The organism is Enhydrobacter sp., from assembly GCF_030246845.1.
Lineage (GTDB): Bacteria > Pseudomonadota > Alphaproteobacteria > Reyranellales > Reyranellaceae > Reyranella.
On record NZ_CP126889.1, the window covers coordinates 2,479,958 to 2,505,461 of the forward strand.

A 25,504-nucleotide genomic window follows, 5' to 3' on the forward strand; every position below is an offset into this window, starting at 1 on the left:
TTAGTAGCGATAGAGGTCGCTCTTGAACGGGCCGGCCTCCGGGACGCCGATATACTTGGCCTGGTCGGGCCGCAGCCTGGTCAGCCGGGCGCCGACCTTGTCGAGATGCAGCGCTGCGACCTTCTCGTCGAGCGCCTTGGGCAGCGTGTAGACCTTCTTCTGGTACTTGCCGGGATTGGTGAAGATCTCGACCTGGGCCAGCGTCTGGTTGGAGAAGGAGGCCGACATCACGAAGCTCGGATGGCCCGTGGCATTGCCCAGATTCACCAGCCTGCCCTCGGACAGGACGATGATGCGCTTGCCGTCGGGGAACTCGACCTCGTCGACCTGCGGCTTCACGTGGTGCCACTTGAAGTTGCGCAGGCCCGCGATCTGGATCTCGCTGTCGAAGTGGCCGATGTTGCAGACGATGGCACGGTGCTTCATCGCCTTCATATGGTCGAGCGTGATCACGTCGACATTGCCGGTGGCGGTGACGAAGATGTCGGCCTTGGGCGCGGCATCTTCCATCGTCACGACCTCGTAGCCCTCCATCGCCGCCTGCAAGGCGCAGATCGGATCGATCTCGGAGACCATGACACGGCAACCGGCCTGGCGCAGCGAGGCCGCCGAACCCTTGCCCACGTCGCCGAAGCCCGCGACCATCGCGACCTTGCCGGCCATCATCACGTCGGTGCCGCGGCGAATGCCGTCGACCAGCGATTCGCGGCAGCCGTAGAGATTGTCGAACTTCGACTTGGTCACCGAGTCGTTGACATTGATGGCGGGCCACAGCAGCCGGCCTTCCCTTTCCATCTGGTAGAGGCGGTGCACGCCCGTCGTCGTCTCCTCGGTGACGCCACGGATCGCAGCGCCGAGCTTGGCGTACCAGCCGGGCTTCGCCTTGTTGGTCCTGGCGATCGCCTTGAAGAGGACTTCCTCCTCTTCGTTGGCAGGCTTGGCGATCAGCGACGGATCCTGCTCGGCGCGGATGCCGAGATGAACGAGGAGCGTGGCGTCGCCGCCGTCGTCCAGGATCATGTTGGGCTCGCCGCCGTCGCCCCACTCGAAGATCTTGTGGGTGTAGTTCCAATAGTCCTCGAGGCTCTCGCCCTTGATCGCGAACACCGGCGTGCCCGACTTGGCGATCGCGGCCGCCGCGTGGTCCTGCGTCGAGTAGATGTTGCACGAGGCCCAGCGCACGTCGGCGCCCAGCGCCTTCAGCGTCTCGATCAGCACCGCCGTCTGGATGGTCATATGCAGAGAGCCGGCGATGCGCGCCCCTTTCAACGGCTTCTTGGCGCCGTATTCCTTGCGGATGGCCATGAGACCCGGCATCTCGGTCTCGGCCATGTCGATTTCCTTGCGGCCCCAGTCGGCGAGCCCGACATCCTTGACGACGTAGTCCTGTGCTTTGCTTGCGGCCATGCGGCGCTCCGACGGTTGGGCGATGGAAGAGGCCGTCTCTTATCAGCGCCCCGCCGCGCTCTCAACGCGCGGCATCAACATATAAGCAAGAATTTATGCCGATATGTGCCGGGCTTTATGCTCATCGGCGCTCGTTCGAGCTCAATCCTCGCCGAACTTGCCTTCGACGAGGGCGGAGAGGGCGGCCATGGCGTCGCTGGCCTGGCGGCCGGAACAGGCGAGCTCGATCTCGCTGCCTATCCCCGCGGCGAGCATCATCAGGCCCATGATGGAGAGACCGGACACTTCCTGTCCTTTGAAGCTCACGCGGACGATCGAATCGAACTGACTCGCCGTGCGAACGAACTTGGCGGCGGCACGGGCATGCAGGCCGCGCTTGTTGGCGATGCCGAGCGTACGCTTGAGCGCGCCGACGGCGGCGTCGACGGTGCCGTCGCTCACGAAGCTTCCTTGGCGAGGATCCGCGAGGCGACGGCGATGTACTTGCGCCCGGCCTCCTGGGCCATGCGCACCGCCTCGGCGATCGGACGGTTACGCACACTGGCGAGCTTCACCAGCATCGGCAGGTTCACGCCCGCCAAAACCTCGATCCGCGCCTGCTCCATGATCGAGATCGCAAGGTTGGAGGGCGTGCCGCCGAACATGTCGGTGAGCACGATCACCCCTTCGCCCGTATCGCAGGCGCGGGCCTTTTCCAGGATCTCGAGGCGGCGTTGTTCCATGTCGTCCTCGGCGCCGATGCAGACTGCCGAGACGCACTGCTGCGGACCGACGACATGCTCCAGCGCCGCAAGGAATTCGCGGGCCAGATTGCCGTGGGTCACGAGTACGATGCCGATCATACACGCATCCCGAAAACTATCCCCCTTGCCGACCCCTGCCGAAGTCGACATCACGGTGGCTGAGAGTGACCGAGCGGCCGGCCTTCCGCAACCAGTCTGCAAGGGTCTCTGCCACAGCCACAGAACGGTGACGACCGCCTGTGCAACCCACGGCGATGGTCAAATAGCTCTTGCCCTCGGCGTCGAAACGCGGCAGCAGCGGTCCGATCAGCGCCTCCAGGCGATCGATGAAAGCGCGGTAGTCGGGATCCGTCTCGATGAAGGAAACGACCGCCGCATCGCGGCCGGTCAGCGGTTTCAGCGTCGGGACGTAGTGGGGATTCTTCAGGAAGCGTGCGTCGAAGACGAGGTCCGCCTCGCGCGGCAGGCCGCGACGGAACGAGAACGACACGACCGAAAGCCGCGTGGCCGGCGACCGGCCGAGGGCGAAATGGCCCGACAGGATCTCCTTGAACCGGTGCGGCGAAAGCGCCGAGGTATCGATCACGACGTCGGCCGAGTCGGCCATGAAGCCGACCTGGTCGCGCTCGTCGGCGATGCCGTCCATGACCGGCCGGTCGGGTGCCACCGGGTGCGGCCGGCGCGACTCGGTATAACGCCGCCGCAATGTCTCGGTGTCGGCGGTTAGAAAGAGCAGTCGTGCTGCGAGATCCGGTCGCTGGCGCAGCTCCTGCATGCGCCGCACCAGCTCGGCGGCATCGAAGCCGTAGGTGCGCGTGTCGATGCCGAAGGCAAGCGGCGCGGCCAGCTCGCCCGGGCTGCCCGCCGTCGAGCGCATCAGATCGCTCATCAGCGGCAGCGGCACGTTGTCCACCGCCACGTAGCCCAGATCCTCGAGGGCGTGCAGCGCCGTTGCGCGGCCGGCGCCGGAAAGGCCGGTGACCAGCACGAAGGGACGGCGGGCTTGCGACATCGATCAGCGCCGCGATCATGCGGCGGCGATTCGTTGCAAGGCAAGATGCAACTTGGCCACTGCGGAGGCCTCGAACGGCGCGAGGGCGAGAAGGGGCAGCCCGACCTCGTCCTGCATTTCCTGCGCGGGTTCCGGCATGCGTTCCACCTGGACCGGCTCCACGAGATCGACCAGCAAGGCGACCGGAGCCCGCGCGATCAGCTTGGCGCGCGGCAGGCGCACGATGCCGATACCCCGGACTTCCATCCGCCCGGCGATCGCCGCCGGCGCCGACGCGACCAGCACATGACCCTTGCGTTCGAGATGCGTCTGGTCGTCGGCGATCAGACGGCCGCCCGCATCGATCAGCCGCAACGCGAGATCGGACTTGCCGGCACCGGATGGGCCGCGCAGCAGCACCGCCTGCCAGGGGCGGCCCGGGCTTTTCAGGGCCACGGAGGTCGCATGCATCAACATGGCGGGCCGGTGTCACCCGCCGCGGTCGGCCGGCGGGACGCGGATGATGAAGCGGGCGCCCAGCACGCGGCCGTCGGGCGCGCGACGGTTGGTGGCCGAGATCGACCCGCCGTAGGTCTCCATGATCTGCCGGCAGATCGAGAGGCCGAGGCCGGAATGCTGGCCGAAATGCTCGGTCGGCCGTTCCGAGTAGAACCGCTGGAAGATCGATTCGAGGTTGTCTTCGGGAATGCCCGGTCCTTCGTCGTCGATCGTGACGACGAATGGGCCGTTGCGCGGCTCGCGGCTGAGCTCGATCACGATGCGCGATCCGGGCGGGCTGAAGGAAAGCGCGTTGTCGACCACGTTGCGGAAGACCTGGCCATAGCGGCCGTCATGACCGTGCGCGGCGAACGGCGGATTGGCCGCGACCCGGAAGTCGATCGCGACGCCGGACTTGTTCGCGGTCGAGGTGGCGTAGTGATGGGCCATGTCCGCCAGCAGGGCCTGCAGATTGACGGGCTTGACCTCGCCGCGCATCAGCTCGGCATCGAGCCGCGAGGCGTCGGAAATGTCCGAGATCAGCCGGTTCAGGCGGTTGATGTCGTCGATCACGATCGACATGAGCCGCGCGCGCTGGTCGGGATCGAGGTCGGGCCGCGACGCCACCTCGATCGCCGACCTGAGAGAGGTGAGCGGATTCTTGAGCTCGTGCGCGACGTCGGCGGCAAAGCTCTCGATGGCATTCAGACGCTGCCACAAGGCATCGGTCATCGAGCGCAGCGCGTCGTTCAGATCGCCGATCTCGTCGCCGCGGCGGCCGAGGTCGGGCATTTCGGGTCGCGTGTCGCGCGCCAGCCGCACCATGTCGGCGGCGCGCGCCAGCCGCACGATGGGCTGCGTGATCGTGCCGGCGAGATAGAGGGAGAGCAGCACGGTGATCCCGAGCGCCGCCACGGCGATGGTGAGCATGTCGTAGCGCACCTCGCGCAGGGATGCCGCGATCGCCCGGTTGTCGCGCGTCAGCAGCAAGGCGCCCATCACCTGCTTGTAGCGCTGCACGGGCACGGCCGCGCTCAGCATCAGCCGGCCGTCGGAGGTGACGCGCACGGCCGAGGCGTTGAAGCCCCTGAGCGCGCTCGCCGCCTCGGGGAAGTCGCGCACGGTCGGCGAAGACCGCTCGACATAGTGCGGATAGCGGTCGGCATGCGAGAGCTGACGTGCGAGCCAGTCGGCGATCCCTTCGCCGAACCGTTCGTTGTCTCGCTCGGGCGGCGCCTGCTGGGGCGGCGGCAACGGCGTCACATGGATGCGGCCGGCATCGCTCAAGAGCGCCGAATCGCCCAGGAGCTCGCCGGTCTCGCTGAACAGGCGGGCGCGCACGCCGGTCGGCCGCACGAGACGGGTCAGGAGCTGACGGGCCGCATCCGCATCGAGCCGGTTGACGGTCGTCTCGCCGCCCACCACGGCAACCTCGCCGATGCCCGCCGCCACCATCTCGCCCTGCACCAGGAGCGAGGCGAGCTCGGCGTCGATCAGTTCGTCCTCGTAGTCGCTGAGATAGACCGCGCCCAACGCCAGCAGCGCCACCGGCACGATATTGAGCAGCAGGATACGGCGCGTCAGCGGCGAATAACGCCGGCTGTGGCGGCGACGCCGGCGCAGCGTCGAGGGCAACTCCACGCGCCGCGCCCGCCGCGGCCGCAGCTTCAGGAGCAGGCGTTTGAGGGCGGCTGCGATGCCGCCGACCTTGGCCGAGCGCCGCGCGCGGCCCTCAGGTGTCGCGATATCGATATCCGATGCCATAGAGCGTTTCGATCTGCTCGAACTCGCTGTCGACCTCGCGGAACTTGCGGCGCACCCGCTTGATGTGGCTGTCGATCGTCCGGTCGTCGACGTAGATCGTCTCGCCGTAGGCGGCATCCATCAGCTGATCGCGGTTCTTCACGTGTCCCGGCCGTTCGGCGAGAGACTTCAGCAGCAGGAATTCGGTGACTGTGAGATGCACCTCCTTGCCCTTCCAGGTGCATTGGTGACGGCTGGGATCGAGCACGAGGTCGCCGCGCACGATGCGCTCGGCCTGGCCCTCGCCCTTGCCGGCGCCGCCATCGACGCGGCGCAGCACCGCCCGGATGCGCTCGAGCAGCAGCCGCTGGGAGAAGGGCTTGCGGATGAAATCGTCCGCCCCCATCCGCAGGCCCAGCACCTCGTCGATCTCCTCGTCCTTGGAGGTGAGGAAGATCACGGGGAACTGCTGCGTCTTGCGGACGCGGTTCAGAAGCTCCATGCCATCCATCCGCGGCATCTTGATGTCGAAGATGGCGAGGTCGGGCGGCGCCTGATTCAGCCCCTCGAGCGCGGCAGCGCCATCGGGGTAGGTCTTCACCTGAAAGCCCTCGGCTTCGAGCAGCATCGACACCGACGTGAGGATGTTGCGGTCGTCGTCGACCAAGGCGATGTTCTTGCGCACGGGATTGCGTCTCCTGAGGCTCGGCAAGGAATGCTAGCATAGACCGGGCTGTCGCCGCCGTCCGCCCGATCTGCCAACGACAACGGAGCAAATGCGGCTTTTTTGGACCCTCCGATGACCGACGATCTGCCGCATATGGTGCGCGAGCTGGTACGCGGCCGGGACCGCGCCGCCCTTGCGACCGCCTTGCCTGACGCCAACCGCGGCGCGCCCTGGCCGTACGCCTCCCTCGTGGTCGTCGCGGTCGATCACGATCTTGCGCCGATCCTGCTTTTGAGCGATCTCGCCGACCATAGCAGGGCGATCGCTGTCGACGATCGGGTATCGCTTCTGTTCGACGGGACGGAGGGGCTCGACAACCCGCTCACCGGTCCGCGCGTGTCGTTGCTCGGTCGGGCGGCCTCAACCGATGACGAACGGTTGAAGAGGCGCTTCCTCGCGCACCATCCCGAAGCTGACATGTATGCCCGCTTCAGGGATTTCAAGTTCTATCGGGTCGCGGTCGAGCGAGCGCACCTGGTCGGCGGCTTCGGCGAGATCCGCTGGCTTTCGGCCGACGAGCTGACGCCATCCGCGTCACGGGCGACGCTGGAGGCGTTCGCCGCCGCCGAGGGCGCGATCCTGGCTCACATGAACGCCGATCACGCCGACGCGGTGCAACTTTATGCCACGCGGCTTCTTGGCCTCGTCGCCGGCGAATGGCGCATGACGGGGTTCGACGCCGAAGGTCTCGACCTGCGCTGCGGCGGAAAGGTGGCGCGTCTTGCTTTCGACACGGCGTTGAACGGACCGGCCCGGGCGCGCGAGGTCTTGGCCTCGCTGGCGGCGAAGGCGCGCACCGTCGACGCCTGACCGGCCGTCTCGTCCGGCGGATTTCGCCTTTGCACGACGCACGCCGTATGATGGGACGGCTTGAGCACCATGTCCGATGCCCCCCGCGCCGTGCGATCGCGTCAGCCCTGGCGGGTGCCGCTGATCGCCGCGCTGGCTCTGGCGTTCGGCTCGCTCGCCCTGATCTCCGGGGTGGCTTACGTCGCAGTCCTTGCCGGCGCGACCGGAACGACCGAGCGGCTGCTGGTCGACCGCGCCGGTCGCGTCATCGAGGCCCAGGTATCGATGGTGAAGAGCCGTCTCGATCCCGTGGCGCAGGAACTGGAGCTGATCGCGGCCCTCGCCGCACAGGGACGGCTCGACATGGAGTCGCCGGTCGCGGCGCGCGAGACGCTGGCGGCGATGCTGGCCCAGATGCCCGCCGTGTCGATCACGGCCTTCGCGTCGCTCGACCTGCAGTTGGACCGCGCGATACGCCGGCGGGACGGTGCGATCGTGCGCGACACGGTGCCGCTTGCCGATATTCCAGGCAGCATTGCGGGATTCCGCGAGCTGCAGACGGCACACGGCGCATTCTGGGGCGATCTGTTCTGGAGCCCTTCGCTGGGGCAGCCGATGCTGAACGTGCGCGCGCCGGTGCGGCGAAAGGACAACGCCTTCATCGGCGCACTGGTGGCGACGGTCGGCATCGGCAATCTCTCGCAGCTCATCGACGATCCTTCCCAGCCGGGCGGCGGCAACTATTTCATCCTGGTCGGCCACGACCGCGTGCTGGCGCACCGCCGGCTGATCGATCCGCGCGGGCTTGGCCTGTCGGCGGCCAAACCGCTGCCGACCATCGGCGAGGTCGGCGATCCGGTCCTTGCCCATATCTGGGACCCGCCGGTGCACAGTCCCACGATCGAACGGGCGCTCGGCAGTCTCGGCCATATCGTCGAGGTCGACGGGCGGCGCTGGGTGTTCGTGCGTCGCGAGCTCAAGGGATACGGCCCCGAGCCGTGGCTGGTCGGCCAGTATTTCCCGATCGAGGAGGCGACCAGCGACCTCGATCGCCTGACCAACGGCGCCATCGTCGGCGCCGTGACGCTCCTGTTCGCGACCCTGCTCGCCTTGCTGATGGGCCTGCGCATGGCCCGCTCGATCCGCACCATCACCAGCGCCGCGGAGGCGATCGAGCGGCTGGAGTTCGACCAGCCGATGCACCGCCCGTCACGCCTGCGCGAGATCGACGATGCCGGCCACAGCCTCGAGAAGGCGCGCAGCGCGCTGAAATGGTTCGGCATCTACGTCCCGCAGCGCCTCGTGCAGCGCCTGATGGAACGCGGCGAGGAGGGGATCGCATCGCGGCGTGTCGAGGTGACCGTGATGTTCACCGACATCGTAGGCTTCACGCCGCAGGTCGAGAGCCTGCCCGAGCACGAGACGGCCGAGCTCCTCAACCATCATTTCGCGCTGGTCGGCGCCTGCATCGAGCACGAGCACGGCATCATCGACAAGTATATCGGCGACTCGGTGATGGCGTTGTGGGGTGTCGTGCCGCCGCGCGACGATCATGCCGGCGCGGCGATCCGGGCGGCACTCGCCATCGCCAGGGTCATGCACGAGGACAACGGGCAGCGCCGCGCCGCCGGCAAGGCGCCGATCCGGCTGCGCATCGGGCTGCATTCCGGCCCGGCGGTGGTGGGCAACATCGGCGCGCCCGGCCGGGTCAACTTCACCGTCGTCGGCGATACGGTTAACATCGCCCAGCGCTTCGAGCAGCTCGGCAAGGAGTTCATGATGCCGGCCGACGAGGTCGTGGTGCTGACGAGCGGCGAGACGCTCACGGCCGTCAAGGACCGCGAGGCGCTGGGTATCGATCCGCCGCCGCCCGAACGGCGGACCCTGCGCGGACACGAACAGCCGTTCGACGTGTATCGGCTGGTTTGATCGGGGAGGAGTGGATGTGGATCCGCAATGCCTGGTACGTCGCCGCCTGGATGCACGAGCTCGAGGCCGGCCGCATTCTCGCCCGTACCATCATCGACCGGCCGGTCGCGCTCTATCGCACCGGCGACGGCGCGGTCGTGGCGCTCGAGGACCGCTGCTGCCATCGCTTCGCGCCGCTCACCATGGGCCGCCTGGAAGGCGACAACCTGCGCTGCATGTATCACGGGCTGAAGTTCGCGCCGGACGGTCGCTGCATCGAGATTCCCGGCCAGCCGCGCATCCCGCAGAGCGCTTTCGTGCGCCGCTTTCCCACGGCGGTGGTCGGAAGCTGGGTCTGGATCTGGATGGGCGACGCGACGGCCGATCGCGATGCCATCCCGCCGTCGGTCGCGCTCGACGACCCTGCGTATCGGCTCAGGAGCGGCCAGATCGACTATGCGGCGCACTATCTTCTGATCGACGACAACCTGCTCGATCTCTCCCACCTCTCCTTCGTGCACGAAAAGACCCTCGGTCTCGACATGCCTCAATGGGCGGACAGCCGGCCGCGCGTCGCGCCGATCGAGCGCGGGCTGCGCATGCAGCGGTGGCTGCGCAACCATAGGCCGCGCGGCTTCATGAAGAAGCTCGGCGAGCGGCTCGATGTCTGGAACAGCTACGACTTCCTGTTCCCCGGCATCTTCCTGCAGCGCACCGCCTTCTATCCGCTGGGCACGGCGGAGGCGAGCGGCGGCCGGGAGCCGCAGGACGCGCCGCTCTTCTACCGCCTCGACGAGCAGGCGGTGACGCCGGTCTCCAGCCGGGCCTCGCGCTACTTCTACGCCGCCGGCGCGCGCGCGGCCGACATCGATCCCGACAGGCTCGACCGGCTGTTCGCCGTCACCGAAACGGCCTTCCAGGAAGACAAGGCGATCATCGAGGCGCAGCAGAAGCTGATCGACCTCGAGCCCGAGCGCCAGATGCTGCCCACCAGTCTCGATGCCGGCCCGACGCAGTTCCGCCGGATGGTGGAGACGCTGCTCGCCGCTGCGTAGGCTCAAGTCATCTTCACCATGACGTGCCTGGCATAGGCCGGGCGGGTCGCGAGCCGGTCGTACCAGGCCCGGACGTTCTTCAGCTCGGGCCGCTCGATATCGAGCGCCAACCAGCGATAGGCCATGCAGCCCACGGGTATGTCGCCCATGGTGAAATGCTGGCCGGCGACGTACTTGCGGCCCTCCAGCCAGCCGTCGAGCCTGGCCCAGAGCGTGCCGAGTTCCTTGGCTGCCTTGCCGATCGCCGCCATGTCGCGCTTGTCGGGCGGCGTGCGGATCAGACCCCAGAACACGATGCGCATGCCGTCGGAGATCGTGCTGAGCTGCCAGTCCATCCAGCGTTCGGCCTCACTGCGCTCGCCGGGATCGTTGGGCCACAGCGACCCTGCGGCATAGCGGGCCGCCAGATAGCGCACGCAGGAATTGCTCTCCCAGATGATGCGCCCGCCGTCTTCTATGGTCGGCACCACGCCGTTGGGATTCATCTTGAGATACCATGGCTGGTCGTTGCCGCCGAACGCGCCGCCCACGTCCTCGCGTTCGTAGGTCACGCCGCACTCGTCGGCCGCCCACAGCACCTTCATCACGTTGATCGAATTGGCGCGACCCCAGATCTTCATGACGTATCCTCTCCCATTTCCCATGCGTGCACTTGCAAACACATCAATGGTGTCATCCCGAGCGCAGCGAGGGATGACACGGTCCTGATCGTGTCAATGCGCCGCCGCCCAGTTGGCGCCGACGCCGGTGTCGACGACCAGCGGCACCGAGAGTTGGGCGGCGCCTTCCATGACGCGCCGGGCGACCTCCTTCGTCTGCTCGATCTCGCGGTCGGGCACCTCGAACAGGAGCTCGTCATGCACCTGCAGCAGCATGCGCGCTTCCAGATGCGCCTCCTTCAGCGCCTGCGGCAGGCGGATCATGGCCCGCTTGATGATGTCGGCCGCGCCGCCCTGCAGCGGCGCGTTGATGGCCGCCCGTTCGGCGAAGGCGCGCATGCCCTGGCTCTTGTCGTTGATGTACCTGAGATGGATCTTGCGACCGAACGGCGTTTGCGCGTAACCGTGCTTGCGCGCGAAGTCCTTGGTGCGCTCCATGTAGTCGCGGATGCCGGGATAGCGCTGGAAGTACCGGGCGATGTATTCCCGCGCCTCGGGCTGGCCGATGCCGAGCTGGTTGGCGAGACCGAACGCCGAGATGCCGTAGATGATGCCGAAGTTGATCGCCTTGGCGCGGCGGCGCACCAGCGGGTCCATGCCCTTGACCGGCACGCCGAACATCTCGCTAGCGGTGATGGCATGGATGTCGTCGCCGCGGGCGAAGGCCTCCTTCAACGAGCCGATATCGGCGACGTGCGCCAGCAGCCTGAGCTCGATCTGGGAATAGTCGGCGCTCAGGAGCTTGTGGCCCTGCTCGGCGATGAAGGCCTCGCGGATCTTGCGCCCTTCCTCGGTGCGCACCGGAATGTTCTGCAGGTTGGGGTCGGTCGAGGCGAGACGGCCGGTGGCGGCACCCGTCATGTGATACGAGGTATGAACGCGGCCCGTCTTGGCGTCCAGCTCGCGCACCAGGGCGTCCGTATAGGTGCCCTTGAGCTTGGCGAGCTGGCGGTGCTCCAGGATCTTCACCGGCAGCGGATGGCCGGCATTGGCGAGCTCCTCCAGCACCGAGGCGTCGGTCGACCAGGCGCCGGTCTTGCTGCGTTTGCCGCCCGGCAGCTTCTGCTCGTCGAACAGGATCTCGCCGAGCTGCTTGGGTGAGCCGACATTGAATTCGCGGCCCGCGATCTTGTGGATCTCGCGCTCGAGTTCGATCAGCCGCTTCTCGAAATCGGCCGAGAGCTTCCTGAGCGCCGCCGCATCGACCTTGATGCCGGCCTGTTCCATGCCGAGCAGCACGGCGATGAGCGGCCGCTCGATGGTCTCGTACAAGGCGACCATATGCTCCGTTGCAAGGCGCGGCTTGAACTGCGTCCAGAGCTGCAGCGTCACGTCGGCGTCCTCGGCGGCATACTCCATCGCCCGCTCGACCGGCACGCGGTCGAAGCTCACCTGCTTGGCGCCGCTGCCGGCGACATCGGAGAACTTGATGGTCTTGTGGCCGAGATACTTCTCGGCGAGCTCGTCCATGCCATGGCCGTGCTTGCCGGCGTCGAGCACGAAGGAAAGCACCATCGTGTCGTCGACCGGGCCAACCTTCACGCCATGCCGCTCGAAGACGCACATGTCGTACTTGATGTTCTGGCCGACCTTCAGGACGCCGGGGTCCTCGAGCATCGGCTTCAGCTTCCGGATCGCCTCGTCGAGCGGAACCTGGTCCGGCAGCAGCTTGCCGTCGCCGGCCGCCCCGTTCCCGCCGAGATCGAGAGCGCCCTGCGCCTCGCCGCCCGGCGCGCGATGGCCGATCGGGAGGTAGGCAGCTCTCCGGCGCGTCGAGTTCACATTGCCCCACGGCCCGTCGATCAGGGCGAACGACACGCCCACCAGGTTCGCATTGTTGGAATCGAGCGCATCGGTCTCGCAGTCGAATCCCACCACGCCGGCCTTGGTCGCCTCGGCGATCCATTCGTCGAGCGCCTTCTCGTCGCGGATCAGCTCGTAGTCGGCCGCGGTGAAGGGTCGGTTGGGCCTGGCGTGCGCGGTTGGCGCGGGCCTGGGCGGCTCGGGCTTCTTCAGCGGCTGCGGCGTCGCGACGGGTGCGACGGGCTCGGTCGCCTCGCCCAGCTCTTTCTGGTACTTCGTGATCAGGCTCTTGAAGCCCTGCTGCTCCAGCCACGGCAGGAGCACGTTGGGGTCGGGCTTTCTCTTGTCGAAGCTCTCGGGGTTGACCGGGGTCGGCACGTCGTCCCTGAGCGTCACCAGCTTCTTGGAGATGCGGATCAGCTCGGCGTTCTGCTCGAGCGATTCACGCCGCTTGGGTTGCTTGATCTCGCTCGTGCGGCCGAGCAACGTCTCGACGTCGCCGTACTCGTTGATGAGCTGTGCCGCGGTCTTGACTCCGATGCCCGGCGCGCCCGGCACGTTGTCGGTCGAATCGCCCGCCAGCGCCTGCACGTCCACGACCTTGTCCGGCGGCACGCCGAACTTCTCCATCACCGCCTCGGGTCCGAGCTTGGTCTTCTTGATCGGGTCCATCATCTCGACGCCAGGTCGGATGAGCTGCATCAGGTCCTTGTCGGAGGAGACGATGGTGCAGGTGCCGCCGGCCTCGACCGCCATGCGGGCATAGGTGGCGATCAGGTCGTCGGCCTCGTAGCCGTCGAGCTCGCACACCGTCACGTTGAACGCCTTGGCCGCCTCGCGGATCAGCGGAAACTGCGGGATCAGGTCCTCGGGCGGCTCGGGCCGATTGGCCTTGTACTTGTCGTAGATCTGGTTGCGGAAGGTCGTGGCGCCCGCATCGAGGATCATCGCGACATGATCGACCTCGGCCTTGTCGAGGATGTCGGCCACGAGCATGCGGCAAAAGCCGTAGACGGCGTTGATCGGCAGCCCGTCGGGCCGCGTCATGGGCGGCAGCGCGTGATAGGCGCGGAACAGGTAGCCCGAGCCGTCGACCAGATAGAGATGCCGGATCGGCGACCCGTCGCCATTCCTGGCCTTGGCCGGTGCGGTCGCCGCAGCCGGTGCGGATGCAGAAGCCTTGGATTTCGCCATGGCCCAACGTCTAGCACGCGGAACCGGGCGGCAGGGAGGCGGTTGCAAGGAATTGCCCACCGGGCTATGTCCCCTTCGTCATTGGGGAGTAGCCGGCCCTGCGTGCAGGGGTGGAAGCGTCAACAGACTTGGCTTCTCGAAGCCATGGCGCTTCCGGCGTTCAGCTTGGCGAGACCTTTGGCTGGCCGATGCTTCACCTGCGGGATTGGGCGGCAGCGGCAGCCATCGGTCCTGCGCCCGATCCCGCCTTGTGACGATCCATGGAAGCCTTCCTCGTCTCGGCCGGCCTCGTGGCCGTGGCCGAGATCGGCGACAAGACCCAGCTCCTGGCGATGGTTCTCGCCAGCCGCTATCGCCGCCCCGTGCCCATCATTCTCGGCATCCTGGTGGCGACGCTGGCCAACCATGCGCTGGCCGCCGCGGTGGGCGCACAAGTCGCCGCCTGGGTCGGGCCGCACACCATGCGGTGGACCTTGGCCGTGCTGTTCCTCGCCATGGCAGCATGGTGTCTCGTTCCCGACAAAGCCGATGAAGGACCCAAAACCGTCGGCCATGCCGGGGCCTTTCTGGCGACCGCGGTCGCCTTCTTCCTGGTCGAGATGGGCGACAAGACGCAGATCGCGACCGTCGGCCTCGCCGCCCGCTTCCAGGATGTGGTTACGGTCACGGCCGGCACGACCGTGGGCATGCTGCTGGCCAATGTGCCGGCGGTGCTGTGCGGCGACGTGCTGGCCCGCAAGGTCCCGCTGAGGCTGGTGCGGATGGCGGCGGCCGCATCCTTCGCGATCCTCGCCGTGCTGACGGTGATCGGTCTCGAGATGGGCCTTTTCTCAGGCTCGGGCTAGGCGAAGCCGAGACGCTGGCGGGTAGGGAGGGTCGTCGGCGCCGTCAGGCGCTCGATCAGGATGGCCGCCTCCCGTGGCGCCTCGGCGTTCGTCGCGATGGCCGCGGTGTAGACGGTCGAGAGATCGCATCCCGGCGGCAGCGGGGCGGCAAGCACGATCCCCGGCGTCGCCAGGATCTCGGTCGCCTGCGTGCAGCCGATCGGTCGACGCGCACGCGACGCGGCCAGCGCGCGCATGGCAGTGGCGCCGTTCGGCGCCGGCCGCAGCCGGTCGACGAGCCGGTCCTCGAGGCCGAGCTTTGCCATCACCTTGGCGAAATGGATACCGGCGGTCGCCCGTGCCGGATCGGGAAAGTGGATCGCATCGGCGGCGAGGAGCACGCGGCGCAGAGCTTCGGCGTCGACGAGCGGTGGCACGCAATCGCCCGCTCGGACCGCGATCGCCGTTGCCACGGTGCCGAGATCGCGGGCCGATGCGCCCTCGATCTGCCCTTCACGTGCCAATCCTTCGATCAGTGCGCGGCTCAGGATCAGGAGATCGACCCGCTCGCCTGCTGCCAGCCTGTCGCGCATGGCGCCGACCGCGCCGAAAACGCCTTCGAGGCGGCACCCGGTCTCGGCCTCGAACGCCGGCCGCACGGCCTCGACCAGACCTTGCGCCGCGCCGCCGCTCAGGAGCCGCAGGGTCCTGGTCATTGGATCTTGGCGCCCGAGATCTCGACCACCTTCGCCCATTTGCGGATCTCGCCGCGCAGGAAGGCGTCGAAGGCGGCCGGCGTCATGGCCATCGGCACGGCGCCCTGTTTCGCCCACGCGTCGCGAATTGCGGGCTGCGCGATGATCTTCTCGATCTCCTGGTTCAGCCGGTCGACGATCGGCTTGGGCGTGCCGGCCGGCGCCATGAGGCCGAGCCAGATCGTCGCTTCGTAGCCGGCCACGCCAGCTTCGCTCACCGTCGGCAGGTCGGGCAGCACGACCGAGCGCTTGAGGCCGGTCGTGGCGAGCGCGCGCACCTCGCCCGCCTCGATGTTGCCCTTCATCGCGGTGACGGCGTCGAACATCATCTGCACGTGTCCGCCCATCACGTCGTTGCGCGCTTCGCCGCTGCTCCGATACGGTACATGCAGGATGTCGGTGCCACTCATCGCTTTGAAGAGCTCGCCCGCCATGTGATAGGGCGTGCCAGGGCCGGACGAGGCGTAGGTGAGCTTGCCGGGGCTGGCCTTGGCGAGCGCAATCAGCTCGGGCAGCGTTCGGGCCTTCACCGAAGGATGCACGACCAGCACGAGATCGGACGAATTCACCGGCGCCACCGCTTCGAGGTCGCGCATCAGTTCATAGGGTTTGCGCGCGAGCAGCGTCTCGTTCGTGGCCTGGGTGTTCGACATCATCAGGAAGGTGTAGCCGTCGGGCGACGCCTTGGCGACGATCTCGGTGCCGATCACGCCGCCCGCGCCCGGCTTGTCGTCGACGATGAACTGCTGCTTGAGATCGTCGGTCAGCGCCTGCGCCAGGATGCGCGCATAGACGTCGGCCGGACCGCCCGGCCCGAATGGCACCACGATCTTCACTGGGCTGGTCGGCCAGGCTTGCGCCCTGGCCGCCGCAGCGAGCGTCAGTGCCGCCGCGGCCATCAACACGAGTCGAATCATATGGCGCATGCCGTCCTCCCGGTCCACGCGATGAGAAGCGTGGTTGGCGCATCTTTGCCGGGTGTATAGAGCAAGTCACGACACGGCGCCGTGAAAAGGGAGAACGAGACGATGACCACGATGACAGGCGGTTGCTTGTGCGGCGCGGTGCGCTATCGGGCGAGCGGAACGCCCGAATTCCAGGGCCTTTGCCATTGCCGCGACTGCCAGAAGCTGAGCGGCGGCGGCCATGTCGGCTTCATCTGCTTTCCCAGGGAAGCGGTGACGATCGAAGGCGAGGTCCTTGCCCATCACGGCACGGGCGGCAGCGGCCGTCCGGCCGACCGCCTTTACTGTCCCCGCTGCTTCGCCCCGCTCTTCGGCACGTCCGAGCTGATGCCGGGCAAGATCAACATCTATGCCGGCTCGCTCGACGATCTCGGCCAGTTCGAGCCGCAGGTCGCGATCTTCACCCGCAGCCGCCAGCCGTGGGACGACGGCTCGCGCAAGCTGCGGTGCTTCGAGACCCTGCCGCCGGCGGAATGATCGCAGTGCGGCCTATTCTGACGACCGATCGGCTCGCCTTCCATCCGTTCACGGTCGCCGACTTGTCCGTCCTCGTCGCGCTCCATCGCGACCCCGAGGTAATGCGGTTCCTGTCGATCGATGGCCGGCCGTGGTCGATGGATGAGCTTCGGCAAAAGCTTGCGCGGTTCGTACGCGAGCAGGCGTCGCTTGGCTTCAGCAAGTGGAAAGTGTGTTTGCGCGATGGCGAGACCGTCATCGGCCGTGCCGGATTCTCGATCTTCGAGCCAACCGGCGAAATCGAGCTCGGATTCGTCTTCGACCGCGATGCCTGGGGCAAGGGCTACGCGACCGAGTGTTCAAAGTGCTTGCTGGCCTGGCTCTTTGCCTCCCGTCCCGACATCGATCGGGTCATCGCCTTCGTGCAGCCCGGCAATCTGGCGTCGCGGCGCGTGCTCGAGAAGATCGGCATGAAAGCCGACGGCACGCGGCCCGTGGACGGCATGGCGCACGCCTTCTATCGGTCGGACCAGTCGGACTGGAGGAGATGACGATCGCGGCGAGTCATGAGCGCGCGACCAACAAGAAACAAGGTCGGGCGCCCAACCAATGTCGTGTCATCCCGAGCGCAGCGAGGGATCTTTCGCAGTGCCGCCCAAGGATCCCTCGCTCCGCTCGGGATGACACAGTTTGGCCGTACCCGTTTCATCCTTGGGGGCGGCGGCGCCGGTGGCGAACTCCGATGGCGCAGTGGCGCGCTCCGATGAGCGCTATTGCTGCTCCGGCTGGCCCCAGCCTTTCTTCTCGGCGTCGAAGAAGGAGGCGAAGACCTTGCGGATGGTGCTCTCGCCGATGTCGCGCGTGATGAAGACGACGCGGCTCTTGCGGTCGTCGCCCTCGGGCCAGGCGTCGAGCGTGGCCGGCGGATGGAAGACGTGCTGCACGCCGTGGATCACCACCGGCTTGTCGGTGTCCTTGACGTTCAGGATGCCCTTCATGCGCAGCAGGTCGGGGCCGCGATAGGTCACCAGCGCATCGAACGCCGCGGCCACCGTCGACCAGCTCATCGGCTCGTCGAAGGTCATGCAGAAGGCGCGGATGCGATCGTCGTGGCGGTTGACGTTGTGCGGATCCTGCTCGGCGCCGGCGCCCTCGTGGTGATGATGCGCCTGGCCATGGCCGTGATGGTGATGATGCCCGTCGCCGTGCTCGTGCCCTTCGGCGTAGGCCTCCTCGTGCAGCCAGCGCTTCACATCGGCGCTCTTGGTCTCGGGATTGTAGAGACCGGCATTCAGGATCTGGTTCGGGTCGATCTCGCCGCCCGAGATCGCATGGGCCGGCGCACCGGGATTGAGCTGGTGCAGGCGCTGCTCGAGCTCCGAGAGCTTGGGCGCATCGGCGATGTCGGTCTTGGTGAGCAGCAGCCGGTCGGCGACCGCGGCCTGCTTCACCGCCTCCTCGTGATTGTCCAGCGTCGAGGCGCCGTTCACGCCGTCGACCGTCGTCACCACGCCGTCCAGGCGGTAGCGCGAGGCGAGCAGGGGATCGGTCATGAGCGTGTGCAGGATCGGCGCCGGATCGGCGAGGCCGGTGGTCTCGACCACCATGCGCCGGAACGGCGTCACCTCGCCCTTGGTGCGCTTCAGGAACAGCTCGCTCATGGTGCGCACGAGATCGCCGCGCACCGTGCAGCAGAGGCAGCCCGAGTTCAGCGTCACCATGCCGTCCTCGCTCGACTTCTCGACCAGCAGATGGTCGAGGCCGATCTCGCCGAATTCGTTGATGATCACCGCCGTGTCGGCGAGCTCCGGCCGGCGCAGGAGCTTGTTCAGAAGCGTCGTCTTGCCGCTGCCCAGGAAGCCCGTCAGCACGGTCACGGGAATGCGTTCTTCGGCAGCGCTCTGGGTATTCGTCATGTCTACTCCGTCGTCGACGGCGGCTGGAGCCAGAAGCGCTCGGTCTTCCTGAACGCCTTCCAGGCCCGTTCGAGCTTGCGTCGCCGGCGCTTGTCGCCGGAGGCGGCCTGCTTGCCGAGCTTGCGCAACGCGCGCCCGATATGCTCCGTCGGCCGGGCCGCGTCGGCGATGTCGGCCAGCATGCGGGCCGCCACCGCGCGATCGTTCAAGGCACCGAGCGCGCCCTGCAGGCGCACCGTGGCCTCGATATAGGCCTTCGCCCGGGCGGAATCAAAACCGGGCCCGGAGAAGGCAGCCTGCAGGAACTCCGCCGCATAGCGCAGCTTCTTGACCGCGATGCGCAGGCGATGCAGGCGCTCCTCGCCGAGCGAAGCGAGCTTGCGACCGAGATGCTCGACCCTGGCATGCCGCTTCTCCAGCCGCGCGCGGCCAAAGTCGTCCAGCCGGCCGCCGCCGGTCGGCTTCGACTCGACAAAGGCCTCGACCTGCTCGGCGAAGGCGGCGAAACGCGCGCCGGAAAGCGCCGCCCGGGCGCGTTCGAAATGGCTGTGGGCCAGGCGCCCGGCGACGCGCTTCACCTCGGCCGGCGGATCGTCCACCGATTCCGTGAGGAAGACATGAAGATCGCGGGCAGGGCCGCATTCGCCCGCCAGCCATTTCGCCTCGGCGGCCATGGCGCGCACCAGCCGTTGCTCGATCGGGCCCGGCACGACATCGCGGAACAGGCCGAGGGCGGCGCGCAGGCGGCGCAGCGCCACCCGGCTTTGGTGGATGCCTATCGGGCGGCGGCTGCCGAGAACGACGTCGCGGTATTTCAGGAGATCGGCCTGGCACTCCGCCACGATCTGGCGCAAAGCCGCATCCGGCGGGGTATCTGGGGCGAGCGCGAAAGCCATGGAGCGTCCCGACGGTAGCGGGAGGTCGCGGGCGGGCAACCGCAAAAAACGTCATCTCGATGAATGTTTTGTTGCAGAGGCGGCGCTGGCGGGTGCCCCGCCTGATTTCGCTGGCCGGCCGAGCATTTAGCGGCCGTTTCCGGTGGCAGTCGGCGGCCTGATCGCTAGGATTGGCGCATGAGTATCGATGCCGCAGCCTTCAAGAAGGGCATGCGCCACCTGGCGGCGAGCGTAACCCTGATCACCACCCGCCATCACGATCTGCGCGGTGGATTGACTGCGACGGCGGTGTGTTCGGTGTCGGCGGAACCGCCGCAAATCCTGGTGTGCGTGAACAAAACGGCATCCGCCCACGATCCGATCGGCGAGGCGGGCTTCTTCTGCGTCAATATCCTGGCGCCGACGCACCGCAAGCTGGCCGAGCGCTTCGCCGGCATGGACGGCGTCGAGGGCGACGAGCGTTTCCGCGATCTCGGCGACTGGTCGACGCTCACGACCGGCGCGCCCGTGCTGAAGGGCTGCCCGGTTTCCTTCGACTGCCGGCTGGTGACGAAAGTTTCCGCCGGCACGCACACGATCTACATCGGCGAGATCGTCGATCTCGTCCTCGATCCGGCGGCCACGCCGCTTCTCTACGCCGACGGCAGCTTCGTGCACGGCGACCTTCTCAAGAAGGCGATCGGCGGCGGCTGAGGCGGCCCGGCTCGGCGGCTTTGACTCCGCTCCGTTAGCCACTATGTTCCGCCGCCTGTCGGCCGTGGTCTTTGGGGCGTAGCCAAGTGGTAAGGCAGAGGATTTTGATTCCTCCATTCCCAGGTTCGAATCCTGGCGCCCCAGCCAGCTGATTCCCGGCCGAGGGGGATGCCGCGGCGCAGTTGCGCCACGAGTCCTCCGCTCAGGCGGCGGCCCGAGGACTATTCCGCCGGCTCTGGACGGCGATGCGAGGCGCGTGTCCTTGATTGATGTCAAGGCGGGCAACGCCTCTTGGGTCTAAATGAACAAACTGTTGGGAACTTCCGGAGGAGGTTCCACATGATGTCTGCCAGCAAAATCCCAATGAGCGCGCTATGCGTTGGCGCAGCAATGCTCATGCCTGGCGCGGATCGCTCAGCCGACGCCGCCGAGAGCCAGTGGCTGGAGAGTGGCCGCATGTCAGCGGCAGAAGTCCGGGCTCTCTGTGAGCGAGTGAGCGATGTCCGCCTGCTCGCGCGTATGCAGATGATCTCGACCGGCGACGCGCGTTGGCGGCAATTCGCGCGGCAAGAATTGGTGATTGAAGCCGTTGTCATAGGTATGCCGCCTCTCGATCCCAATCGCTGCTACGTGCTTGCGCGCGCCGGCCCAAAGGATCGAGGCGAACGTCGCGTCTTCGAGGTCCTTGATTTCGCTGTCAATCCCGAGCGGAGCTCGGTGTTCATCATTGGCCGTTCCTATGACCTGCCACCCGGCCTGGTCGTCCCTCGAGTGCCCTGCGAGCCCCCCAACTGCTAAGCGGCGACCACCTCAGACGACATGTTGGCGTTGCTCACATGGCTGCCTTGCGGATGTCGGCATGATCGCGTCGAGGGTCGCGATATTCCGAAAGCCGCTCGGCAGGCCTATCCATCGATGATCACGTCGGATCCGTCCGACATCCTCAGGAAAATCTTGGCGCCGGCGGTCTTGGCCACTTCCCGAATCCGGGCCAATGGCATGACTGAAAACGCGGTCGACAGGCCATCGGCAAAAGTCGCAGTCTTTGTGACTACCGAAACCGAGAGGAAGTTCTCGCTCGTTCCCCCCGTGCTCGGGTCGAAGATGTGGTTGAAGCGACCGGCAGCGTCGAAATGAAAGCCGTAGCCTCCCGATGTCGAGACGGCTTTGTCGACGAGGAAGAGACGATGGGCCACCTGCCCAGGGAAGACCGGATCTTCGAGGCCGACCGACCAGGGATCTCCGTGCGGGCGCGTGCCAAGAGCCCGGATTTCACCCATGTCGGCCAGCACATGCTGCAGGCCGTTCGACCTCAACAGGTCGACAACCCGGTCGGTGACGTATCCTTGGGCGATGCCATTCAGGGTGATGCCCATATTCGGTTTGAGAAAGCGGATACCGTTCGGCTCGATTTCGATCCCCGAGACGCCGACCCTGCCGAGTGCGTCCTCAAGCGAGGCCGGTGACGGTCCGGCAGGATCGGCGTTCGGTTTCGCGAAGTGTGCCGCGTAGAGTTCCCAGAGCGGCTGAACCGTCGGGTCGAATGCGCCTCCCGTCAGTTGCGCGATATGCCGGCTCAGCGAGAGCAGCTCGACGAGTTCCATCGGAGGCTGGTCCAGCCTGCCTCCGTGGTTCAGGCGACGGATGGCGGAGTCCTGCCGGTAAAGGCTGAAGATCTTCTCCAGCCTCGAAACCTCGTCGAGGCAGACAGCAGTCAGCCGCTCGGCTTCCCGTTCATCGGGATGGTAGAGCTGGAGGGAAGCGTCGGCTCCCAGCGCCACCCCACGCCAGGTGTGCAGCATCCTTGCATGCTCTGGAGCAGCATGAGCCGCTTGCCAGCCCAGGCCCGCAGCACTGGCGGCGATCCTGATGAAACGTCGGCGTCCGGGGCGCCCAGGGTTCGTGGTCATCGCAGGGGCTCCGTCGTCGCGGCGTTGCCACTCGGCAGGATGTAGTCGCGCGGCATGTCGTCGAAGGTGACGACGCGGCCGCCGTTGTTGTCGACGAACCGCTCGGCGAGCTGCCGATCGGAAAAGGGGACAGCCTCGTCCTGGCCCATGCCGCCATGCTTGCGGCTGCCGATCACGTATACGGCCTTCCGTGCCTCGACCCACGTCCCCGATTCCGGCTGATCCCAGTTCTTGGCCTTGCCCATATCGTTCACGTAGATCGCGACGACGGCCTTCGGCGTATCCTCCAGCATGACGAAGGCGAAGGCATCGCGGACGGAGGCAAACCAGAAGGGGCGCGGATCGGATTTGATGAAGATCTGCCCCTTCGGCCCGGGATGCTCGGCGAGGGTCATGCCGCAGAACTGGGCCGTCGACTCGCCGGTAACCTCGTGGGGCAGCGGCACGTTGGCCGATTTTTCGTCGCAACTCGGGGTCAAGCCGGCTAGGACCAGTGCCAGCAGAGCAGCCATTCTGATCACAGCTCTCTCCGTCCGAATAGCAGCGACGCGAGCACCAGCGGAACGGTAATCCAACAGAGCAGGGCAATGAGCAGGAGCTGACCGCCGATGCGCGACTGCTGCACGGCGCCGGTCATGCCGGCATGCAGGCTGACATCGGGCCCGCCCGTCAGATTGATCAGGCGGAAAATATCAGCCGGATTGGCCAGCAGAAGAAGGTTCAGCATCCAGGGCGTGATGATGCGTCCCTGGTCCGCGACCAGGACGCCCAGCAAGGCCATGTCGTAGATCAGCACAAAGAGCAGCCACAATCCGATGGCGATCCCGGCGGCGGTGCGAGAGTCTCGAACGGCGGCACTGGCCAGATAGCCAAGGGCGATAAACGCCATGCCGAGCAGGACGCTCGATCCGACCATCTCGGCAAAAGCCTGCCAGGCCCCGGCTTCGACGTCGCCGCCGACCATCGCCAGCGCGGCGCCGGCGGCCCCATAGCCGACGACCGCGGCGATGGCGAGCACAAGCGTGTGGCCCAGGAACTTCCCGCCGACGACATCGGCGCGGGTGACCGGATAGGCGAGCAGCAACGCCATCGTGCCGCGTTCCACTTCGCCGGCGATCGCGTCATGGGCGATCAACAAGGCAATCAGCGGCACCAGGAAGATGGTCAAGCTGGAAAGGCTGACAATCGTCACCGATAGATTGCTGACGTCCACCGTGCCCGTCGGCGCACTGCCCAGCAACGTCAAGGTCAGGGCGAGGGCGGCCATGAGGCCGGTCATCGCCACGACCCGCCGATTGCGCAGGCTATCGCGGAGCTCGCGCCCGGCTATGATCGCTACCGCTCTCATTCCGCCGCCTCGCGCTCGAGGAAATGGGCATAGATATCGTCCAGGGTCGGCGGCACGATGTCGATATCGCGCGGGCCGCTCGGCAGGGTCATGAGTCGACGCACGACCGCCACCTTGTCCAGCTCGCTGCAGGCAATCTCGACCACGTTGTCGCCGATCTCCCTCCAACCGGCCTTGTTGCCCAGAAGGTTCCCGGATGGCTTGTCTGCGCCGGTGAAGTCGGCACGGATGCGGACCGGGCAGTGGGCCAGGGCGCGCAGGTCGGCCATCGTCCCGTCGGCGACCTTGCGGCCGCGGTTCATCACAATGATCCTGTCGGACCGCGGCTCGAGTTCCATCAGCGCATGCGAGGACAGCAGAACTGTCACACCGTCTCCCGCCAGCTCATCGATGATGCCGTAGAAGGTTCGCCGCAGTGCGGGATCGAGGCCCGTCGTGGGTTCGTCCAGCAGCATCAGGCGCGGCGAGCCAATGAGTGCCTGCGCCAAGCCCAGCCGCTGCCGCATGCCCTTGGAATAAGTGCCGATCCGGCGCTCTGCGGCATGGACGAGGCCCACGCGCTCCAGCAGCCCCTCGTTCGCCGCGACGTCGCGCCGCTTCAGTCGCGCATAAAAGCCAAGAAGCTCACGGCCTGTCATCGCGGGAGGGAAGACGACGTTCTCCGGCAGATAGCCCAAATCGGCCCGCGTCGCTGTAGCCTGCGGCTTTCCGGCATCCTGGCCCAGAACCTCGACCTTGCCGGAGCTGGCGCGGATGAGCCCCAGCATGAGCTTTATCAGTGTGCTCTTGCCCGCGCCGTTGTGGCCGACCAGCGCAATGCACTCCCCGGCGTTGAAGGAGACATCGACATCGGCAACCGCTGTCTGGTTGCCGTATCGCTTCGTGACACCCCTCAAGGCGACGGTTGTCTCGCTCATCGCCAGGCTCCTGTTCCGGCTGCCAGCGCGGCGGCGGCGATGGCAGCCGCCGGAATGTCCGGCGCACGCATGAGCGGTGCACTGTCGATCACGCCGCCGGGATGCAGCGCCGGGAACTGCGACTGGGCCCAGCGGACGACCTGGGTTGCCGGGCTGTTCAGCAGCAGTTTCGCCGCCGGATAGCGCCAGACAACCTGGTCGACCAGATCGTTCGGGCGGTAGGGCGCATCGGCAATCCCGTCGCCATTGAGATCGAAGGCCGGATCGTCGCTCCAATAGTTGCCTCGTCCATTGTGCGACCAATCGAGGAAGCGCGTCCCGACATAGAGGACCTGCGTCTGGTTGCCGATGAAGGCATTCTCCAAGATGAGATTGCGCTCGGATCCGGCCGTAAAATGAATACCGATCCTGCAGCCTTCGAAGCTGTTGCGCCGGAATGTGTTCTTGTTCGCGTTGTAGATGAAGACGCACTTCTGGTTGCCGTGCAGCACCGCGTTGCCTTCGATGTCCGAGCCGTTTTCGTAGTTCAGCAGGATGCCGTGATCACGATCGCCGACGGAAACGTTGTTCAGGACGCGGATTCGATCGGAGTACATGAGCACATAGCCGGCATGATTGCCGACCGAGATGTTGTCGCTCACTTCGCTGTCGTTGGTGTACATGTAATGAACGGCGAAGCGAACGCCTTGTAGCCGGTTTCCCCGGAAGACGTTGTTCCGGCTGGTGACGGTGAAAATCCCGTCGCGGCCGCCGGTGATATGGTTGTCGAGGACCTGTGCGCCCGGCGCGTTCCAGACGTAGACGCCGTTGCCGTCTTCGTTCAGTCGCAAATCGGTCCGGCCAGCAATTCGATTGCCGCGGACGATCGCATCCTGTGCGCCGTGAACGTAGACCCCGGTCAGGTTTCCGTCGATGTCGTTGTCCTCCACGAGCGCGCGCGTTGCCGTTCGGGCCAGGAACACCGCGCCGTCCATGCGATCGAGGCTGGCGCCGGAACCCCGGATCGTCAGTTTGCGTATGGTGACGTCCGGAGCGGTCACCTCGATCGTGCGGCCTTTGCCATGGGCATCGACGATTGCGCCGGAACGGCCCTCGAGAATCAGCGGCCTGTCGATTGTGACCGGACCATCATGGATACCCGGTCCCACGACCAGCCTGTCGCCGGGAGCTGCCGAGGCGATGGCCTGTCGCAGACCATCGGCTCCTGCAGGCACTTCGATCGTGGCAGCCGAGGCCCAAGGGCCAGACCACAGCGATCCCGCGGCAGCAAGCGCCGCGGCCAGCGTAAGGCATCGCCGGCCGCCCAT

The 25,504-nt window shown here is 66.7% G+C and carries 26 protein-coding genes, 1 tRNA gene and 1 riboswitch; of the genes, 9 read left to right on the forward strand and 18 right to left on the reverse strand.

Translation table 11 applies throughout. The annotated features are described in order from the left end of the window. The 7 genes from ahcY to OJF58_RS12445 form a co-directional block, all read right to left on the reverse strand. Positions 1–1,407: an adenosylhomocysteinase gene (gene ahcY / locus OJF58_RS12415; protein WP_300784710.1), complete on the reverse strand. Its 1,407-nt coding sequence runs from the start codon at positions 1,405–1,407 to the stop codon at positions 1–3. 141 nt (positions 1,408–1,548) lie between these two features. Further along, positions 1,549–1,848 (reverse strand): HPr family phosphocarrier protein, encoded by a 300-nt coding sequence (locus tag OJF58_RS12420; RefSeq protein WP_300784711.1) that lies wholly within the window; start codon positions 1,846–1,848, stop codon positions 1,549–1,551. Next, positions 1,845–2,249: a PTS sugar transporter subunit IIA gene (locus OJF58_RS12425; RefSeq protein WP_300784712.1), complete on the reverse strand. Its 405-nt coding sequence runs from the start codon at positions 2,247–2,249 to the stop codon at positions 1,845–1,847. Before OJF58_RS12425 ends, OJF58_RS12420 begins: the two co-directional genes overlap by 4 nt. Positions 2,250–2,265: 16 nt before the next feature. After that, positions 2,266–3,162 (reverse strand): RNase adapter RapZ, encoded by an 897-nt coding sequence (gene rapZ, locus OJF58_RS12430; RefSeq protein ID WP_300784713.1) that lies wholly within the window; start codon positions 3,160–3,162, stop codon positions 2,266–2,268. Positions 3,163–3,177: 15 nt separating this feature from the next. Further along, positions 3,178–3,561, reverse strand: a complete 384-nt coding sequence (locus tag OJF58_RS12435; protein ID WP_300784714.1) for an HPr kinase/phosphatase C-terminal domain-containing protein — start codon at positions 3,559–3,561, stop codon at positions 3,178–3,180. A gap of 69 nt (positions 3,562–3,630) precedes the next feature. Beyond that, positions 3,631–5,403 carry a stimulus-sensing domain-containing protein gene (locus OJF58_RS12440; protein WP_300784715.1) on the reverse strand — a complete coding sequence of 591 codons (1,773 nt, stop codon included), beginning with the start codon at positions 5,401–5,403 and terminating at the stop codon, positions 3,631–3,633. Then, complete coding sequence (locus OJF58_RS12445) at positions 5,372–6,067, reverse strand: response regulator transcription factor (RefSeq protein WP_300784716.1); 696 nt, start codon at positions 6,065–6,067, stop codon at positions 5,372–5,374. The genes OJF58_RS12440 and OJF58_RS12445 overlap by 32 nt, the downstream gene beginning before the upstream one ends. 114 nt (positions 6,068–6,181) lie before the next feature. Between OJF58_RS12445 and OJF58_RS12450 the strand changes: the two genes are divergently transcribed. The 3 genes from OJF58_RS12450 (at position 6,182) to OJF58_RS12460 (ending at position 9,861) form a co-directional block, all read left to right on the forward strand. Next, positions 6,182–6,919, forward strand: a complete 738-nt coding sequence (locus OJF58_RS12450; RefSeq protein WP_300784717.1) for a DUF2470 domain-containing protein — start codon at positions 6,182–6,184, stop codon at positions 6,917–6,919. A 69-nt stretch (positions 6,920–6,988) separates the two neighbouring features. Then, entirely contained in the window at positions 6,989–8,827 is a 1,839-nt protein-coding gene (locus tag OJF58_RS12455) for an adenylate/guanylate cyclase domain-containing protein (protein WP_300784718.1), read from the forward strand. A gap of 14 nt (positions 8,828–8,841) precedes the next feature. Further along, positions 8,842–9,861 carry an aromatic ring-hydroxylating dioxygenase subunit alpha gene (locus tag OJF58_RS12460; RefSeq protein WP_300784719.1) on the forward strand — a complete coding sequence of 340 codons (1,020 nt, stop codon included), beginning with the start codon at positions 8,842–8,844 and terminating at the stop codon, positions 9,859–9,861. Between the two features lie 2 nt (positions 9,862–9,863). Here the strand turns inward: OJF58_RS12460 and OJF58_RS12465 are convergent, their stop codons facing one another. Together OJF58_RS12465 and polA are read right to left on the reverse strand one after the other, a co-directional pair. Further along, a complete protein-coding gene (locus OJF58_RS12465; RefSeq protein WP_300784720.1) occupies positions 9,864–10,481 on the reverse strand; it encodes a glutathione S-transferase in 618 nt (205 codons plus the stop codon). A 93-nt stretch (positions 10,482–10,574) separates the two neighbouring features. Continuing rightward, positions 10,575–13,517, reverse strand: coding sequence for a DNA polymerase I (gene polA, locus OJF58_RS12470; RefSeq protein ID WP_300784721.1), 2,943 nt, complete (start codon positions 13,515–13,517; stop codon positions 10,575–10,577). A 71-nt stretch (positions 13,518–13,588) separates the two neighbouring features. Next, a riboswitch (yybP-ykoY riboswitch) is annotated at positions 13,589–13,775 on the forward strand. 2 nt (positions 13,776–13,777) lie between these two features. On the opposite strand from polA, the gene OJF58_RS12475 reads away from it, so the two are divergent. Beyond that, positions 13,778–14,362 carry a TMEM165/GDT1 family protein gene (locus OJF58_RS12475; protein ID WP_300784722.1) on the forward strand — a complete coding sequence of 195 codons (585 nt, stop codon included), beginning with the start codon at positions 13,778–13,780 and terminating at the stop codon, positions 14,360–14,362. Here OJF58_RS12475 and OJF58_RS12480 read toward each other — a convergent pair. Together OJF58_RS12480 and OJF58_RS12485 are read right to left on the reverse strand one after the other, a co-directional pair. Next, positions 14,359–15,057, reverse strand: coding sequence for a substrate-binding domain-containing protein (locus tag OJF58_RS12480; protein ID WP_300784723.1), 699 nt, complete (start codon positions 15,055–15,057; stop codon positions 14,359–14,361). The two genes, OJF58_RS12475 and OJF58_RS12480, sit on opposite strands and share 4 nt — an antisense overlap. Further along, positions 15,054–16,013: a tripartite tricarboxylate transporter substrate binding protein gene (locus tag OJF58_RS12485; protein WP_300785255.1), complete on the reverse strand. Its 960-nt coding sequence runs from the start codon at positions 16,011–16,013 to the stop codon at positions 15,054–15,056. Before OJF58_RS12485 ends, OJF58_RS12480 begins: the two co-directional genes overlap by 4 nt. A 111-nt stretch (positions 16,014–16,124) precedes the next feature. Between OJF58_RS12485 and OJF58_RS12490 the strand changes: the two genes are divergently transcribed. Then, positions 16,125–16,538, forward strand: a complete 414-nt coding sequence (locus OJF58_RS12490) for a GFA family protein (protein ID WP_300784724.1) — start codon at positions 16,125–16,127, stop codon at positions 16,536–16,538. A 5-nt stretch (positions 16,539–16,543) separates the two neighbouring features. Beyond that, positions 16,544–17,068, forward strand: coding sequence for a GNAT family N-acetyltransferase (locus OJF58_RS12495; protein ID WP_300784725.1), 525 nt, complete (start codon positions 16,544–16,546; stop codon positions 17,066–17,068). A 219-nt stretch (positions 17,069–17,287) separates the two neighbouring features. On the opposite strand, the gene OJF58_RS12500 is transcribed toward OJF58_RS12495, so the two are convergent. After that, complete coding sequence (locus tag OJF58_RS12500; RefSeq protein ID WP_300784726.1) at positions 17,288–18,433, reverse strand: GTP-binding protein; 1,146 nt, start codon at positions 18,431–18,433, stop codon at positions 17,288–17,290. Positions 18,434–18,435: 2 nt separating this feature from the next. Next, positions 18,436–19,329 (reverse strand): CHAD domain-containing protein, encoded by an 894-nt coding sequence (locus OJF58_RS12505; RefSeq protein WP_300784727.1) that lies wholly within the window; start codon positions 19,327–19,329, stop codon positions 18,436–18,438. A 177-nt stretch (positions 19,330–19,506) separates the two neighbouring features. Between OJF58_RS12505 and OJF58_RS12510 the strand changes: the two genes are divergently transcribed. The 3 genes from OJF58_RS12510 (at position 19,507) to OJF58_RS12520 (ending at position 20,820) form a co-directional block, all read left to right on the forward strand. Next, positions 19,507–20,022: a flavin reductase family protein gene (locus OJF58_RS12510; protein WP_300784729.1), complete on the forward strand. Its 516-nt coding sequence runs from the start codon at positions 19,507–19,509 to the stop codon at positions 20,020–20,022. 72 nt (positions 20,023–20,094) lie between these two features. Then, positions 20,095–20,169, forward strand: a tRNA-Gln gene (locus OJF58_RS12515). A 192-nt stretch (positions 20,170–20,361) separates the two neighbouring features. Beyond that, positions 20,362–20,820 carry a hypothetical protein gene (locus OJF58_RS12520; protein WP_300784731.1) on the forward strand — a complete coding sequence of 153 codons (459 nt, stop codon included), beginning with the start codon at positions 20,362–20,364 and terminating at the stop codon, positions 20,818–20,820. 107 nt (positions 20,821–20,927) lie between these two features. Here the strand turns inward: OJF58_RS12520 and OJF58_RS12525 are convergent, their stop codons facing one another. From OJF58_RS12525 to OJF58_RS12545, 5 genes are read right to left on the reverse strand one after another with little or no spacing between them, the layout of a single operon-like run. Then, on the reverse strand, positions 20,928–21,932 hold the full coding sequence (locus OJF58_RS12525; RefSeq protein ID WP_300784733.1) for an FAD:protein FMN transferase: 1,005 nt from the start codon (positions 21,930–21,932) through the stop codon (positions 20,928–20,930). Further along, the gene (locus tag OJF58_RS12530; RefSeq protein WP_300784735.1) at positions 21,929–22,444 is read right to left on the reverse strand and encodes a nitrous oxide reductase accessory protein NosL; all 516 of its coding nucleotides are present in this window, start codon (positions 22,442–22,444) and stop codon (positions 21,929–21,931) included. The genes OJF58_RS12525 and OJF58_RS12530 overlap by 4 nt, the downstream gene beginning before the upstream one ends. A 5-nt stretch (positions 22,445–22,449) precedes the next feature. Continuing rightward, on the reverse strand, positions 22,450–23,280 hold the full coding sequence (locus tag OJF58_RS12535) for an ABC transporter permease (RefSeq protein WP_300784737.1): 831 nt from the start codon (positions 23,278–23,280) through the stop codon (positions 22,450–22,452). Next, on the reverse strand, positions 23,277–24,197 hold the full coding sequence (locus OJF58_RS12540; protein WP_300784739.1) for an ABC transporter ATP-binding protein: 921 nt from the start codon (positions 24,195–24,197) through the stop codon (positions 23,277–23,279). The genes OJF58_RS12535 and OJF58_RS12540 overlap by 4 nt, the downstream gene beginning before the upstream one ends. Next, the gene (locus tag OJF58_RS12545; RefSeq protein WP_300784741.1) at positions 24,194–25,504 is read right to left on the reverse strand and encodes a nitrous oxide reductase family maturation protein NosD; all 1,311 of its coding nucleotides are present in this window, start codon (positions 25,502–25,504) and stop codon (positions 24,194–24,196) included. Before OJF58_RS12545 ends, OJF58_RS12540 begins: the two co-directional genes overlap by 4 nt.